The organism is Pseudomonas sp. FA117, assembly GCF_057370475.1.
The window spans coordinates 5,684,564-5,702,234 of the sequence record NZ_CM170675.1 but is presented as its reverse complement, the minus strand read 5'-3'; the positions used below and the strand labels follow the sequence as shown (position 1 = coordinate 5,702,234).

Annotated in this window: 1 protein-coding gene; it reads right to left on the bottom strand. The window is 61.3% G+C overall.

The features are described 5' to 3' along the window. Positions 1-141 precede the first annotated feature (141 nt). Complete coding sequence (locus tag AC1TXO_RS26015; RefSeq protein WP_486404374.1) at positions 142-17,418, bottom strand: retention module-containing protein; 17,277 nt, start codon at positions 17,416-17,418, stop codon at positions 142-144. Positions 17,419-17,671 lie beyond the last annotated feature (253 nt).

Below are 17,671 nucleotides of genomic sequence, written 5' to 3'. Positions count from 1 at the left end.
GATGATTCCTTTTTGGTTGTCAGCAGCATAGGCAAAGTTCAGCGGGCCTGCCGGGCCCGGCAGGCGAGTATGCGCCGCAGGGCGACGACAGGAAAGCACCGCAGCCCTGGCGGCCGGTGAGGGCCGCCAGGCGCGTGGGCATCAGCTGTTGGAGTTGTCGATCTTGATGGTCGGGTCGGCACCGCTGATCAACGAGTTGATCGTGGTGTTCGACCAGTTCACGCCCTCGAGCTTGATGGTCACGTCGGCGTTGGCCAGGCCACCGGCGGCATTGAGCTTGCCTTCGGTGCTGACCTGCAGGGTCGACTCACCGTTGACGGTGGTGATCTTCAGGAAGTTGTCGATGGTACTGGCCTTCTCGCCCTGCAGCAGGTCGCGCAGGTCGAGGCGGTCACCCTCGCTGGCCTTGAAGTCCTTGATCACGTCGTTGCCCAGGTCGCCGGCCTTCCACACGAAGGTGTCGGCACCGGTGCCGCCGATGAGGATATCGTCGCCCTTGCCACCGATCAGCACGTCGTTGCCGGCGCCGCCGATGAGGATGTCGTTGCCTTCACCGCCGAGCAGGGTGTCGTTGCCGGTTCCACCGAGCAGGATGTCGTTGCCGCGCCCGCCGTCGATGTAGTCGTCGCCACCCTGGCCGAAGATGATGTCGTCGCCATCGCCACCCATCAGCGTGTCGTTGCCGTCGTTGCTGCGCGAGACATCGAACTCGGTGTAGTGCTCGGTGATGTACTTGTGCATCGCCCGCCCATCCACATCGCCTGCATCGAGGCCCAGCTTGTTGGCGACATAGCCGCGGATCGCGTCGACGCCGGTACCTGCGACCGAGTCGAAGGTGACCAGGTCACCGAAGATAATGTCGTTGCCATCACCGCCGTTGACTGTGTCGTTGCCTGGCTGGGTAACCTCGGTATGGCCGAGGATGGCCTCGGCCAGCTTGCTCGGATCGATGTTGGTCTGCGGCTTGCCATCGGTGTCGAACGGCTTGAGGTCGTTGGCCTTGATATCGCTGTTCAGGCCGATGGCCTCGACCTGCGACAGCCCCGACAGCAGCTTGAAGGCGGCGGTCGAGTCGTTCAGGGTCGCGGTCGTGGTGTCGGACCCGTTGCCGGCGCGGTTGGAGAGCTCGTAGCCACCGTTACCTTCGGCACGCACATCACCGGAGGTGGTCACGGTCCAGCGGCCGCTCCAGCTGTTGTAGGTCTGCACGGTCAGCTTGCCGCTGCTGTCGATGGTCAGGTAGTTGGAGTTGTCCAGGTACTTGCTGATCGTCGTGCCTGGCTTCCAGTTGTTCGAGGCCAGGAAGCTGTCCAGCGTGGTGCTGGTGTTGCCCAGGTTCGGGTTGCCCTGCTCGCTGGTCTGGTAGTAGGTCGGCTTGCCGTCGGTGACGAAGAACGTCTGGTTGCTGCCGGTGTTGCCAGCATTCTTGAGGTTCTGGAACCAGTTGGCGGTGGTCTTGAAGGCGTCCTCGTAGTTGGTGCCGCCGTCGGCGTTCAGCGTCTTCAGGGCGTTGAGCAGGGTCTGCAGGCCAGCATCGTTGAGGGTCACCGAGACCGTGGATTTCACCTGGCTGGCGAAGTCCACGAGCAGGATGTTCACGGTACCGGACTGATCGCCCTTGACACTGGCGGCCAGGGTCTTGAACACCGACTCCAGCGATTTCTTCGCCGCGTCCACGCCAGACGAGCCCATGCTGCCCGAGGTGTCGACGATGAAGGCGATGTTGTAGTCCTGGCCCGGTACCACGTGCAGGCCGACCACGTCGGCGACGACGATATCGTTGCCATCGGTGCCGGTGTAGTTGTCGGCATCGGACGTCAGGTTGCTGGTGTTGTAGGCCTGCGGGTACACCGTGACCTTGATCGTGCCTTCGCTGGTCGCGGTGCTGCCGCCAACGCTTTCGGTGGAGGTCGAGCTGACCTTCACGTCGAACTGGCCGGTGTAGTAGGCCGGTGGCTTGATCGCCAGGCTGCCCAGGTTCCAGCCGGTCACATCCACTGCGCTGGCGCCGACCGTGAAGCTGTGGCCGGCGTTGTCGCTGATCACCGAGCCGGCCGGGATGCAGCTGAGCTTGACGCTCAGGGTTTCCGAACCGTCGGTGTCGGTCAGGTTGGTGCTGATGCCCACCAGCTTGACCGGCGCGCCATTCTCACGGCCTTCGTTGAGCTTGTAGCCGTCGTAGTAGCCCTGGCCGTTGCTGCCGTGCAGGTCGGAGACGGTCAGGCCGGCATTGGCCATCGACCCGAGGTTCGGGTACATCGGGATGTTCGAGCTGTTCAGGTCGGTGACCGCGCCGTTGCCCACCTTGATGTTGATGTCCAGGCTGCCTGGGCCTGCCTGGTTGGCGTTGTAGATCTCCAGGGTGTAGTAGCCGCTGGTGGTCGGCGTGAAGCTGCCGGTGATCGCGCCACTGGCGTTGCCCCAGGTGCCGCTGGCGACGTTCTTGCCGCCAATGACGATCTGCAGGCTGTCGTCGGCCGTGCCGCTGAAGGTGTAGGTCTTGCCGGCTTCCATGTAGATCAGGCCGGAGGTCTTCGAGCCGGTGCCCGGGGTGACGGTGCCGGTGGTGTCGACGGTCGTGACCTGTTCGCTCTTGCTGGCGTTGCCGGAGTTGGCGAAGACATTCTTGAGCTGGTCGCCGGTGATGCCGTTGCCGTTGCTGCCCAGGCCGTTGAGGCTGTTCCAGGTTTCCTTGGTCAGGCCGATCGAGTTGACGTTGTTGTTGCCGATCGACAGGTCAGGCCGGTCGGCTACCGGCGTGATGTCGACCTTCATGGTCACTTCGCTGCCGGTGTTGGTGCCGTCGTTGGGCTTGTACTTGATCTGCGCGTAGTCGGCCTGCTTGTTGCCCACGCCGGTGCCACCGTAGCCGTCGACGCCCGACTGGTTGGCCAGCGGTACGAACTTGAGCTTGCCGGCGGCGATGTCGGCCTGGCTGATGGTTTGGTTGAGCGACACGTCGACCCACGAGGTGCCGTTGAAGAACTTCAGGTTGCCCAGGTCCGGCAGCTTGCTGATGGTCACGCCCAGGCCGGTGTTGCCATCGGCGTCGGTGACCTTGAAGTCGCCCCACTGGAACACGTAGTCGGTGTCTTCGGTACCGGTGACGGCGCCGCCTGGCGATACCGGCATGTGGTCGTTGTCGATGATGGTGGTGGTCACGCTCGACTTGCCGGCATCGACCTGCAGGTTTTCGAAGCCACCACCGCTGACGCCGCTGATCTTGACGGTGAAGTTTTCCGAGCCTTCGACGAGCTGGTCGTCGATGGTCTTCACGTCGAAGGTGGCGGTGCTGCTGCCAGCCGGGATCTTCACGGTGACCACACCGGTGTAGTCCTGACCGTTGGTGGCGGTGCCGCTGTAGCTCAGGGTGACAGTGACCTCGGTCTTCGACGGATTGGTCAGGGTCAGGGTGTAGTGGGCAGTGTCGCCTTCGGTCACCGACGTGTCGCCGCTGATGCCCACGGTGGTCAGGTCGCCCTGGCCGCTTGGTTCGTCGGTGACGGTCGTGGTGATGGTGTTGCTGCCCAGGGTCAGCTTCTCGAAGTTGTCGCCGCCGGTGACCGACTCGATCTTGTTGACGATCGGTGCCTGGCCGCCGACATAGACGTCGTCCTTGGCGGTGATGGTGAAGGTGCCGCTGGCGCTGCCCGCCGGGATGGTCACCTTGGTGCCGTCGCTCAGGGTGAAGACCAGGCCGTTGTGGCCTTTGACATCCAGGCCCTGGGCGTTGGTCAGGGTCACGGTGTAGGTGACCTGGCCGCCTTCGGTGACGGTGGTCTTGTCAGCGGTCAGGGTGGCGACGACTTCGCTGATGGTATCGGTGATCTGCACGGTGGCAGAACTGCCGAGTTCCAGGTTTTCGAAAGTCTTGCCCGGAACGGTAGCGTCGGAAATACCAACGGTCAGGGAACCGCCGTCCTTGAAGACGTCATCACCCTGGGCCTGAGCTTTGTACTCGACTTGAGTCTGGCCGGCAGCAATGGTGACCTTGTCACCGTTGCTCAGGGTCACGGTCAGCGGACGATCCAGCGGCTGGTTTACCTTCACGGTGAACGACGGCTGCTGGTCTTCGGTGACATTGCCATTGCTGACGATGGTGACGGAGACCTTGTCGCCCTGGTTATCGGTACCTGGAGTGCCGCTGCCTGGCTCGTCAGTCACTTTGGTGGTGACCGAGGTGTCGCTCAGGGTCAGCTTCTCGAAGTTGTCGCCGCCGGTAACCGATTGGATCTTGTTGACGATGTTCGGCTGGCCCCCGACGTACACATCATCCTTGGCAGTGATGGTGAAGGTGCCGGTGGCGCTGCCTGCAGGAATGGTGACCTTGGTGCCGTCGCTCAGGGTGAAGACCAGGCCGTTGTGGCCTTTGACGTCCAGGCCCTGGGCGTTGGTCAGCGTTACGGTGTAGGTGACCTGGCCGCCTTCGGTGACGGTGGTTTTGTCTGCGGTGAGAGTGGCGACGACTTCGCTGATGGTGTCGGTGATCTGCACGGTCGCCGAACCGCCGAGCTCAAGGTTTTCGAAGGTTTTGCCAGGTACGGTGGCGTCGCTGATCCCAACGGTGAGTGAGCCACCGTCCTTGAAGACATCGTCGCCTTGAGCTTGAGCCTTGTACTCGACTTGGGTCTGACCCGCAGCGATGGTGACTTTGTCGCCGTTGCTCAGGGTCACGGTCAGCGGACGATCCAGCGGCTGGTTCACCTTCACGGTGAACGATGGCTGCTGGTCTTCAGTGACGTTGCCGTTGCTGACGATGGTGACGGAAACCTTGTCGCCTTCGTTGCCCGCACCAGGGGTGCCGCTACCTGGCTCGTCGGTCACTTTGGTGGTGACCGAGGTGTCGCTCAGGGTCAGTTTCTCGAAGTTGTCGGCACCCGAGACCGATTGGATCTTGTTGACGATGTTCGGCTGGCCCCCGACGTACACATCATCCTTGGCAGTGATGGTGAAGGTGCCGGTGGCGCTGCCTGCAGGAATGGTCACCTTGGTGCCGTCGCTCAGGGTGAAGACCAGGCCGTTGTGGCCTTTGACGTCCAAGCCCTGGGTGTTGGTCAGGGTCACGGTGTAGGTGACCTGGCCGCCTTCGGTGACGGTGGTCTTGTCAGCGGTCAGGGTGGCGACGACTTCGCTGATGGTGTCGGTGATCTGCACGGTGGCAGAACCGCCGAGTTCCAGGTTTTCAAAGGTCTTGCCCGGTACAGTGGCGTCGCTGATGCCAACAGTGAGCGAGCCGCCGTCTTTGAAGACGTCGTCGCCCTGAGCCTGTGCCTTGTACTCGACCTGAGTCTGGCCCGCAGCGATGGTGACTTTGTCGCCATTGCTCAGGGTCACGGTCAGCGGACGATCCAGCGGCTGGTTCACCTTCACGGTGAACGATGGCTGCTGGTCTTCAGTGACGTTGCCGTTGCTGACGATGGTGACGGAAACCTTGTCGCCCTGGTTATCGGTACCTGGAGTGCCGCTGCCTGGCTCGTCAGTCACTTTGGTGGTGACCGAGGTGTCGCTCAGGGTCAGTTTCTCGAAGTTGTCGCCGCCGGTAACCGATTGGATCTTGTTGACGATGTTCGGCTGGCCCCCGACGTACACATCATCCTTGGCGGTGATAGTGAAGGTGCCAGTCGCACTACCCGCCGGGATAGTCACCTTGGTGCCGTCGCTCAGGGTGAAGACCAGGCCGTTGTGACCTTTGACGTCCAGGCCCTGGGCGTTGGTCAGGGTCACGGTGTAGGTGACCTGGCCGCCTTCGGTGACGGTGGTTTTGTCTGCGGTGAGAGTGGCGACGACTTCGCTGATGGTGTCGGTAATCTGCACGGTGGCAGAACCGCCGAGCTCAAGGTTTTCAAAGGTCTTGCCCGGTACGGTGGCGTCGCTGATGCCAACAGTGAGCGAGCCGCCGTCTTTGAAGACGTCGTCGCCCTGAGCCTGTGCCTTGTACTCGACCTGAGTCTGGCCCGCAGCGATGGTGACTTTGTCGCCATTGCTCAGGGTCACGGTCAGCGGACGATCCAGCGGCTGGTTCACCTTCACGGTGAACGATGGCTGCTGGTCTTCAGTGACGTTGCCGTTGCTGACGATGGTGACGGAAACCTTGTCGCCTTCGTTGCCCGCACCAGGGGTGCCGCTACCTGGCTCGTCGGTCACTTTGGTGGTGACCGAGGTGTCGCTCAGGGTGAGCTTCTCGAAGTTGTCCGCGCCCGAGACCGATTCCAGTTTGTTCACCAGCGAAGGCTGGCCGCCGACGTACACGTCATCCTTGGCGGTGACAGTAACCGAGCCGGTCTTCTGGCCGGGTGCCAGGGTGATCTTGGTGCCATCGCTGAGGGTGAACACCAGACCGCCGTGGGCGATTACCGGGAAGGCCGGTGGGCTGACCAGGGTCACGGTGTAGGTGATCTGGCCGCCTTCGGCGACGGTGGTCTTGTCGACGGACAGATTGGCGAACACCTCGGTGATGGTGTCGCTGATCTGCACGGTGGCCGATCCGCCCAACTCAAGGTTTTCGAAGGTCTTGCCCGGTACGCTGGCATCGCTGATGCCGACCGTGAGCGAGCCCGCGTCCTTGAACACGTCATCGCCCTGGGCGGGTGCCTTGTACTCGACCTGGGTCTGACCGGCAGCAATGGTGACTTTGTCGCCATTGCTCAGGGTGATAATCAGCGGACGATCGAGGATCTGGCTGACTTTAACGGTGAAGCTTGGCTGCTGGGCTTCGTTCACATCACCGTTGCTCACGATGGTGACGGAGACCTTGTCGCCCTGGTTGTCGGTACCAGGGGTGCCGCTACCTGGCTCGTCGGTTACTTTGGTGGTGACCGAGGTGTCGCTCAGGGTGAGCTTCTCGAAGTTGTCGCCGCCGGTAACCGATTGGATCTTGTTGACGATGTTTGGCTGGCCGCCAACGTAGACATCGTCCGGGGCGTGGATAGTGAAGGTACCGGTGGCGCTGCCAGCCGGGATGGTGACCTTGGTACCGTCGCTGAGGGTGAACACCAGGCCATTGTGGCCCTTGACGTCCAGGCCCTGGGCGTTGGTCAGTGTCACGGTGTAGGTGATCTCGCCGCCTTCGGACACGGTGGTCTTGTCAGCGGTGAGGGTCGCGATAACTTCGCTTTCAGTATCGGTGATCTGAACAGTCGCCGAACCGCCGAGCTCCAGGTTCTCGAAGGTCTTGCCCGGAACGGTGGCGTCGGAAATACCGACGGTCAGCGAACCGCCGTCCTTGAACACGTCGTCGCCCTGGGCCTGAGCCTTGTACTCAACCTGAGTCTGGCCCGCAGCAATGGTGACTTTGTCACCATTGCTCAGGGTGACGGTCAGCGGACGATCCAGCGGCTGGTTCACCTTCACGGTGAACGACGGCTGCTGATCTTCGGTGACGTTGCCGTTGCTGACGATGGTGACCGAAACCTTGTCGCCCTCGTTGCCCGTACCAGGGGTGCCGGTACCTGGCTCGTCGGTGACGTCGGTTTTCACTTCGCCCTGACCCAGGGTCAGTTTTTCGAAGTTATCCGCGCCGGTAACGCCCTCCAGCTTGTTGACAATCGAGGGCTGGCCGCCGACGTAGACGTCGTCTGGCGCGTGAATGGTGATGGTGCCGGTGGCGCTGCCCGCTGGAACGGTCACTTTGGTGCCGTCGCTCAGCGTGAAGACCAGGCCGTTGTGGCCTTTGACATCCAGACCTTGGGCGTTGGTCAGAGTGACAGTGTAGGTAATTTCACCGCCTTCGCTGACAGTGGTCTTGTCGGCTGTGAGGGTCGCGATGACTTCGCTTTCGGTATCAGTGATCTGTACGGTGGCCGAGCCGCCCAACTCCAGGTTCTCGAAGGTCTTGCCCGGAACGGAAGCGTCGGAAATGCCGACGGTTAGCGAACCGCCGTCTTTGAACACGTCATCGCCTTGGGCCTGAGCCTTGTACTCGACTTGAGTCTGGCCAGCCGCGATGGTGACTTTGTCGCCATTGCTCAGGGTGACGGTCAGCGGACGATCCAGCGGCTGGTTCACCTTCACGGTGAACGACGGCTGCTGGTCTTCAGTGACATTGCCGTTGCTGACGATGGTGACCGAAACCTTGTCGCCCTCGTTGCCCGTACCAGGGGTGCCAGTGCCTGGCTCGTCGGTGACGTCGGTTTTCACTTCGCCCTGACCCAAGGTCAGCTTCTCGAAGTTGTCTGCGCCGGTCACGCCCTCCAGCTTGTTGACTATCGAAGGCTGACCACCGACGTAGACGTCGTCCGGCGCAGTGATGGTGACCGTGCCACTGGCACTGCCCGCAGGGATGGTGACCTTGGTGCCATCCGAAAGGGTAAACGTCAGCCCGCCATGGCCGGTGACATCCAGGCCCTGGCCATTGGTCAGGGTGACGGTGTAGGTGATCTGGCCGCCTTCGCTGACGGTGTTCTTGTCGGCAGTCAGCGTGGCAATGACTTCACTTTCGGTATCGGTGATCTGAACAGTCGCCGAACCGCCGAGCTCAAGGTTTTCGAAGGTTTTACCCGGAACAGTAGCGTCGCTGATCCCAACGGTCAGCGAACCACCATCCTTGAACACATCGTCGCCCTGGGCTGGAGCCTTGTACTCGACTTGAGTCTGGCCCGCCGCGATGGTGACTTTGTCGCCATTGCTCAGGGTGACGGTCAGCGGACGATCCAGCGGCTGGTTCACCTTCACGGTGAACGACGGCTGCTGGTCTTCGGTGACGTTGCCGTTGCTGACGATGGTGACGGAAACCTTGTCGCCTTCGTTGTCGGTGCCTGGAGTACCAGTGCCCGGCTCGTCGGTCACTTTGGTGGTGACGGAATTGTCCCCCAGTGTCAGTTTCTCGAAGTTATCCGCACCCGAGACCGATTCCAGTTTGTTGACGATGTTTGGCTGACCGCCAACGTAGACGTCGTCCGGAGCATGAATCGTGAAGGTGCCACTGGCGCTGCCAGCCGGGATGGTGACTTTGGTGCCGTCGCTCAGTGTGAAGACCAGGCCGTTGTGGCCTTTGACGTCCAGACCCTGAGCGTTGGTCAGAGTGACGGTGTAAGTAATCTCGCCGCCTTCGCTGACAGTGGTCTTGTCGGCAGTCAGCGTGGCAATCACTTCACTTTCGGTATCGGTGATCTGGACGGTGGCCGAGCCGCCCAACTCCAGGTTCTCGAAGGTTTTGCCTGGAACACTGGCGTCGCTGATACCAACGGTGAGCGAACCGCCGTCTTTGAAGACGTCGTCGCCCTGAGCCTGTGCCTTGTACTCGACCTGAGTCTGGCCCGCCGCGATGGTGACCTTGTCGCCATTGCTCAGGGTCACGGTCAGCGGACGATCCAGCGGCTGGTTCACCTTCACGGTGAACGAGGGCTGCTGATCTTCAGTGACATTGCCATTGCTGACGATGGTGACCGAGACCTTGTCGCCTTCGTTGCCCGCACCAGGGGTTCCGGTACCTGGCTCGTCGGTGACGTCGGTTTTCACTTCGCCCTGACCCAAGGTCAGTTTCTCGAAGTTGTCCGCGCCACTAACGCCCTCGAGCTTGTTGACGATCGAAGGCTGGCCGCCGACGTAGACGTCGTCTGGAGCGTGAATGGTGATGGTGCCGGTGGCGCTGCCAGCCGGAACCGTGACTTTGGTACCGTCGCTCAGTGTGAAGACCAGGCCGTTGTGGCCTTTGACGTCCAAGCCTTGGGCGTTGGTCAGGGTCACCGTGTAGGTGATCTCGCCGCCTTCGGACACGGTGGTCTTGTCAGCGGTGAGGGTCGCGATAACTTCGCTTTCAGTGTCGGTGATCTGAACGGTCGCCGAACCGCCGAGCTCCAGATTCTCGAAGGTCTTGCCCGGAACGGTGGCGTCGGAAATGCCGACGGTCAGCGAACCGCCGTCTTTGAACACGTCGTCGCCCTGAGCTTGAGCCTTGTACTCAATCTGAGTCTGGCCCGCAGCGATGGTGACTTTGTCGCCATTGCTCAAGGTGACGGTCAGAGGACGATCCAGCGGCTGGTTCACCTTCACGGTGAACGACGGCTGCTGGTCTTCAGTGACATTGCCATTGCTGACGATGGTGACCGAGACTTTGTCGCCCTCGTTGCCCGTACCAGGGGTGCCGGTACCTGGCTCGTCGGTGACGTCGGTTTTCACTTCGCCCTGACCCAGGGTCAGCTTCTCGAAGTTATCTGCGCCGGTCACGCCCTCAAGCTTGTTGACGATCGAGGGCTGGCCACCGACGTAGACGTCGTCAGGGGCGTGGATGGTGATGGTGCCGGTGGCGCTGCCCGCTGGAACGGTCACTTTGGTGCCGTCGCTCAGCGTGAAGACCAGGCCATTGTGGCCTTTGACGTCCAGACCCTGGGCGTTGGTCAGGGTCACGGTGTAGGTGATCTCGCCGCCTTCGGACACGGTGGTCTTGTCAGCGGTGAGGGTCGCGATAACTTCGCTTTCGGTATCAGTGATCTGAACGGTGGCCGAGCCGCCGAGTTCCAGGTTTTCGAAAGTCTTGCCTGGAACGCTGGCGTCGGAAATACCGACGGTCAGGGAACCGCCGTCCTTGAAGACGTCATCGCCCTGAGCCTGTGCCTTGTACTCGACCTGAGTCTGGCCCGCAGCAATGGTGACTTTGTCGCCATTGCTCAAGGTGACGGTCAGAGGACGATCCAGCGGCTGGTTCACCTTCACGGTGAACGAGGGCTGCTGGTCTTCAGTGACGTTGCCATTGCTGACGATGGTGACGGAAACCTTGTCGCCCTCGTTGCCCGTACCAGGGGTTCCGGTACCTGGCTCGTCGGTGACGTCGGTTTTCACTTCGCCCTGACCCAGGGTCAGCTTCTCGAAGTTATTCGCGCCAGTAACCGATTCCAGCTTGTTCACGATCGACGGCTGGCCGCCGACGTAGACGTCGTCAGGGGCGTGAATGGTGATGGTGCCGGTAGCACTGCCCGCTGGAACGGTCACTTTAGTGCCGTCGCTGAGGGTGAAGACCAAGCCGTTATGGCCAGTAACCGACAGACCTTGGTCGTTAGTCAGGGTGACGGTGTAAGTGATTTCGCCGCCTTCAGACACCGTGGTCTTGTCGGCGGTCAGGGTGGCGACAACCTCACTTTCGGTGTCAGCGATCTGAACGGTAGCCGAGCCGCCGAGTTCCAGATTCTCGAAGGTCTTGCCTGGAACACTGGCGTCGCTGATCCCAACGGTGAGCGAGCCCGAGTCTTTGAAGACGTCATCGCCTTGAGCTGGGGCTTTGTACTCAACTTGGGTCTGGCCCGCAGCGATGGTGACCTTGTCGCCATTGCTCAGGGTGACAGTCAGAGGACGATCCAGCGGCTGGTTCACTTTGACGGTGAACGACGGCTGTTGATCTTCAGTGACGTTGCCGTTGCTGACGATGGTGACGGAAACCTTGTCACCCTCGTTGCCAGTGCCCGGAGTACCAGTGCCCGGCTCATCGGTGACGTCAGTTTTCACTTCGCCCTGACCCAAGGTCAGTTTTTCGAAGTTGTCGGCGCCAGTGACCGATTCCAGCTTATTCACGATGCTTGGCTGGCCGCCGATGTATACGTCATCAGGTGCATGGATGGTGATGGTGCCGGTGGCGCTGCCCGCCGGAACGGTCACTTTGGTGCCGTCGCTAAGCGTGAACACCAGTCCGTTATGGCCGGTAACCGACAGACCTTGGGCGTTAGTCAGGGTGACGGTGTAGGTGATCTCGCCGCCTTCGCTGACGGTGGTCTTGTCGGCGGTCAGGGTCGCGACAACCTCACTTTCGGTGTCAGCGATCTGAACGGTAGCCGAGCCGCCGAGCTCCAGGTTTTCGAAAGTCTTGCCTGGTACGGAAGCGTCGGAAATACCAACGGTCAGGGAGCCCGAGTCTTTGAAGACGTCATCGCCCTGAGCTGGAGCTTTGTACTCAACCTGAGTCTGACCCGCAGCGATGGTGACCTTGTCGCCATTGCTCAGGGTGACAGTCAGAGGACGATCCAGCGGTTGGTTCACTTTGACGGTGAACGACGGCTGTTGATCTTCAGTGACGTTGCCGTTGCTGACGATGGTGACGGAAACCTTGTCACCCTCGTTGCCAGTACCCGGAGTGCCAGTGCCTGGCTCGTCAGTCACTGTGGTGGTGACGGTGTTGTCGCCGAGGGTCAGCTTCTCGAAGTTATCGGCACCAGTGACCGACTCCAGCTTGTTCACGATCGCTGGCTGGCCGCCGACGTAGACGTCGTCAGGGGCATGAATCGTGAAGGTGCCGCTGGCGCTGCCTGCAGGAATGGTGACCTTGGTACCGTCGCTGAGGGTGAACACCAGGCCGTTGTGGCCTTTGACGTCCAGACCCTGAGCGTTGGTCAGAGTGACGGTGTAGGTAATCTCGCCGCCTTCGCTGACAGTGGTCTTGTCGGCAGTCAGCGTGGCAATCACTTCACTTTCGGTATCGGTGATCTGGACGGTGGCCGAGCCGCCCAACTCCAGGTTCTCGAAGGTTTTGCCTGGAACACTGGCGTCGCTGATACCAACGGTGAGCGAACCGCCGTCTTTGAAGACGTCGTCGCCCTGAGCCTGTGCCTTGTACTCGACCTGAGTCTGGCCCGCCGCGATGGTGACCTTGTCGCCATTGCTCAGGGTCACGGTCAGCGGACGATCCAGCGGCTGGTTCACCTTCACGGTGAACGACGGCTGCTGGTCTTCAGTGACATTGCCGTTGCTGACGATGGTGACGGAAACCTTGTCGCCTTCGTTGCCCGTACCAGGGGTTCCGCTACCTGGCTCGTCGGTGACGTCGGTTTTCACTTCGCCCTGACCCAAGGTCAGCTTCTCGAAGTTGTCTGCACCGGTAACGCCTTCAAGCTTGTTGACGATCGAAGGCTGGCCGCCGACGTAGACATCATCAGGGGCGTGGATGGTGATGGTGCCGGTGGCGCTGCCAGCCGGAACCGTGACCTTGGTGCCGTCCGAAAGGGTGAACACCAAACCGTTGTGGCCTTTGACGTCCAGACCTTGGGCGTTGGTCAGCGTCACGGTGTAAGTGATCTCGCCGCCTTCGCTGACGGTGGTCTTGTCGGCAGTCAGCGTGGCTATGACTTCACTTTCGGTATCGGTGATCTGAACAGTCGCCGAACCGCCGAGCTCAAGGTTTTCGAAGGTTTTACCCGGAACAGTAGCGTCGCTGATACCAACGGTGAGCGAACCGCCGTCCTTGAAGACGTCGTCGCCTTGGGCCTGCGCCTTGTACTCGACTTGAGTCTGGCCAGCCGCAATGGTGACCTTGTCACCATTGCTCAGGGTCACGGTCAGAGGACGGTCCAGCGGCTGGTTCACCTTCACGGTGAACGACGGCTGCTGGTCTTCAGTGACATTGCCGTTGCTGACGATGGTGACCGAAACCTTGTCGCCCTCGTTGCCCGTACCAGGGGTGCCAGTGCCTGGCTCGTCGGTGACGTCGGTTTTCACTTCGCCCTGACCCAAGGTCAGCTTCTCGAAGTTGTCTGCACCGGTAACGCCTTCAAGCTTGTTGACGATCGAAGGCTGGCCGCCGACGTAGACATCATCAGGGGCGTGGATGGTGATGGTGCCGGTGGCGCTGCCAGCCGGAACCGTGACCTTGGTGCCGTCAGAAAGCGTGAAGACCAGGCCGTTGTGGCCTTTGACGTCCAGGCCTTGGGCGTTGGTCAGGGTAACGGTGTAAGTGATCTCGCCGCCTTCGCTGACGGTGGTCTTGTCGGCAGTCAGCGTGGCAATGACTTCACTTTCGGTATCGGTGATCTGAACAGTCGCCGAACCGCCGAGCTCAAGGTTTTCGAAGGTTTTACCCGGAACAGTAGCGTCGCTGATCCCAACGGTCAGCGAACCACCATCCTTGAACACATCGTCGCCCTGGGCTGGAGCCTTGTACTCGACTTGAGTCTGGCCCGCCGCGATGGTGACTTTGTCGCCATTGCTCAGGGTGACGGTCAGCGGACGATCCAGCGGCTGGTTCACCTTCACGGTGAACGACGGCTGCTGGTCTTCGGTGACGTTGCCGTTGCTGACGATGGTGACGGAAACCTTGTCGCCTTCGTTGCCCGTACCAGGGGTTCCGGTACCTGGCTCGTCGGTCACTTTAGTGGTGACGGAATTGTCCCCCAGCGTCAGCTTCTCGAAGTTATCCGCACCGGTAACGCTTTCCAGCTTGTTGACGATGTTCGGCTGGCCACCAACGTAGACGTCGTCTGGGGCATGAATCGTGAAGGTGCCGCTGGCGCTGCCTGCAGGAATGGTGACCTTGGTACCGTCGCTGAGGGTGAACACCAGGCCGTTGTGGCCTTTGACGTCGAGGCCTTGGGCGTTGGTCAGCGTCACCGTGTAGGTGATTTCGCCGCCTTCGCTGACAGTGGTCTTGTCGGCAGTCAGCGTGGCAATCACTTCACTTTCGGTATCGGTGATCTGGACGGTGGCTGAACCGCCGAGCTCCAGGTTCTCGAAGGTCTTGCCCGGAACGGTGGCGTCGGAAATACCGACGGTCAGCGAACCGCCGTCCTTGAACACGTCGTCGCCCTGGGCCTGAGCCTTGTACTCAACCTGAGTCTGGCCCGCAGCAATGGTGACTTTGTCACCATTGCTCAGGGTGACGGTCAGCGGACGATCCAGCGGCTGGTTCACCTTCACGGTGAACGACGGCTGCTGATCTTCGGTGACGTTGCCGTTGCTGACGATGGTGACCGAAACCTTGTCGCCCTCGTTGCCCGTACCAGGGGTGCCGGTACCTGGCTCGTCGGTGACGTCGGTTTTCACTTCGCCCTGACCCAGGGTCAGTTTTTCGAAGTTATCCGCGCCGGTAACGCCCTCCAGCTTGTTGACAATCGAGGGCTGGCCGCCGACGTAGACGTCGTCTGGCGCGTGAATGGTGATGGTGCCGGTGGCGCTGCCCGCTGGAACGGTCACTTTGGTGCCGTCGCTCAGCGTGAAGACCAGGCCGTTGTGGCCTTTGACATCCAGACCTTGGGCGTTGGTCAGAGTGACAGTGTAGGTAATTTCACCGCCTTCGCTGACAGTGGTCTTGTCGGCTGTGAGGGTCGCGATGACTTCGCTTTCGGTATCAGTGATCTGTACGGTGGCCGAGCCGCCCAACTCCAGGTTCTCGAAGGTCTTGCCCGGAACGGAAGCGTCGGAAATGCCGACGGTTAGCGAACCGCCGTCTTTGAACACGTCATCGCCTTGGGCCTGAGCCTTGTACTCGACTTGAGTCTGGCCAGCCGCGATGGTGACTTTGTCGCCATTGCTCAGGGTGACGGTCAGCGGACGATCCAGCGGCTGGTTCACCTTCACGGTGAACGACGGCTGCTGGTCTTCAGTGACATTGCCGTTGCTGACGATGGTGACCGAAACCTTGTCGCCCTCGTTGCCCGTACCAGGGGTGCCAGTGCCTGGCTCGTCGGTGACGTCGGTTTTCACTTCGCCCTGACCCAAGGTCAGCTTCTCGAAGTTGTCTGCGCCGGTCACGCCCTCCAGCTTGTTGACTATCGAAGGCTGACCACCGACGTAGACGTCGTCCGGCGCAGTGATGGTGACCGTGCCACTGGCACTGCCCGCAGGGATGGTGACCTTGGTGCCATCCGAAAGGGTAAACGTCAGCCCGCCATGGCCGGTGACATCCAGGCCCTGGCCATTGGTCAGGGTGACGGTGTAGGTGATCTGGCCGCCTTCGCTGACGGTGTTCTTGTCGGCCGTCAGCGTCGCGACAACCTCGCTCTCGGTATCGCTGATCTGCACGGTGGCCGCGCCGCCGAGCTTCAGGTCTTCGAAGGTCTTGCCCGGCACGCTGGCATCGGTCACGCCCAGGGTGACCGAGCCCGCATCCTTGAACACGTCGTCGCCCTGCGCCGGCAGGCTGTAGGTGGCCTGGGTCTGGCCCGCAGCGATCACCACTGTAGCGCCGTTGCTGAGGGTGACGGTCAGGTCGTGGTCGAGCGTCTGGCTGACCGAAACAGTGAAGGTCGGCTGTTGTGCTTCGGTCACGTTACCGTTGCTGGCGATGCTTACGGTCACGGTATCGACGCTGTCGCTGACCACGGTCTGCGCCGGGGTCGGGTTCGGCACCAGGCTTTCGAAGTTGCCGCCGCTGGTGCCGGTAATGGTGGTGCTGACCGTGCTGCCGTTGACGAAGACATCGTTGGCCGGAGTCTGGAAGTCGACCGAGCCGCTGGTCTTGCCAGCCTCGATGGTGATGGTCTGACCATTGGACAGGGTGACGGTGACCGGTGTCTGCGCCGGGTTGGTCAGGGTCACGGTGTAGGTGATCACGCCGCCTTCGGTGACATTCGGCGAGGCGGTCAGGGTCGCGGTAGTGGTGTCGACCGAGTCGTTGACCACGGTCTGTGCCGGGGCCGGGTTCGGCACCAGGTTCTCGAAGTTGCCACCGCTGGCGCCGGTAATGGTGGTGCTGACCGTGCTGCCGTTGTTGTAGACGTCGTTTGGCGGGGTCTGGAAGTCGACCGAGCCGCTGGACTTGCCCGCCTCGACGGTGATGGTCTGGCCATTGGACAGGGTAACGGTCACCGGCGTCTGTGCCGGATTGGTCAGGGTCACGGTGTAGGTGATCACACCACCCTCGGTGACGCTAGGCGTCGCGGTCAGGGTGGCGGTGGTGGTGTCGATCGTGTCGGTGATCTGGGTCACCGCGGGCGTCGGGTTCGGGGTAACGATCAGGCCGTTGCCACCGGTGGTACCGGTGATGGTGGTGGAGATCTGGCCACCATCGATGTACGGCGTGTCATTGGCAGGAATGTTGACGTTGACCGAACCGCTGGTCTGGCCGGCCGGGATCACGATCACTGCGCCGTTGGACAAGGTGACGGTGAGGTTGCTTTGCGGCGCCTGGCCGACGGTCGCGGTATAGACGATGACGCCGCCCGCTTCGCTGATCGAAGGGGTGGCGCTCAGGCTCAGGCCGGTCGGAATGGGGTTGTTGTTGGTCGTGGTGTCATTGTTGGCATTCAGCCCACCGACTTCCTCGTTGGCCAGGCCGGCGGCGAAGCCCAGCGGACCGGTAGGGAAGCCAATGCTTGGATCGACCACACCGGCAGTTTCTTCCAGCAGAACGAAGCTGTGGCCGCCACCGACCGAGCCACCGCCCGCCGCAGCAGGGCCGGCAGCGGGCGCTTCCAGCTCGGTGGTCGGGTCGACGCCGGAGGCGATCGCCTGCTGCAGCTCTTCGACCGATGGCGCGGCCTGCGCGCTGGCCTGGGCCAGGTCGGTGCTGCTGTCGGGCGTATCGGCGCTCCACTGGCTGTCGCGGCCCAGGTCGAGCAGGCGACCGTCGGCCAGTTCCAGGGTCACGGCGCCGCCGGGGCCGGTCAGGACTTCCTCGCCTGCGAACAGGCGATCGCCTTCGATCAGCACGCGCTTGATGCCTTCCGGGGATACTGCGATGACTTGGCCAACAATGCTTTTGACGATGGCAACGACAGTGCTCATGGAACTCTCCGGGATGTGTCTCGATTGGCTTCCGGCCGGCGTGCGAACCTGCTTCCGCTGGAATGTTACAAAAATGATTTGACGCTTTTATGTGTCAATTTTCTGGCAATATTTTTTGGCTATTAAGTTTATGCCAAAGTATTGACCTTCGTGTCGCCATCCTAAACAATCGGCAAACTAATGTCACATTGATATTTGGGTTACCGCCTCTTCCTTTCGTATTAATTACGTACAGTCTCGCAAGCTCGCCAAT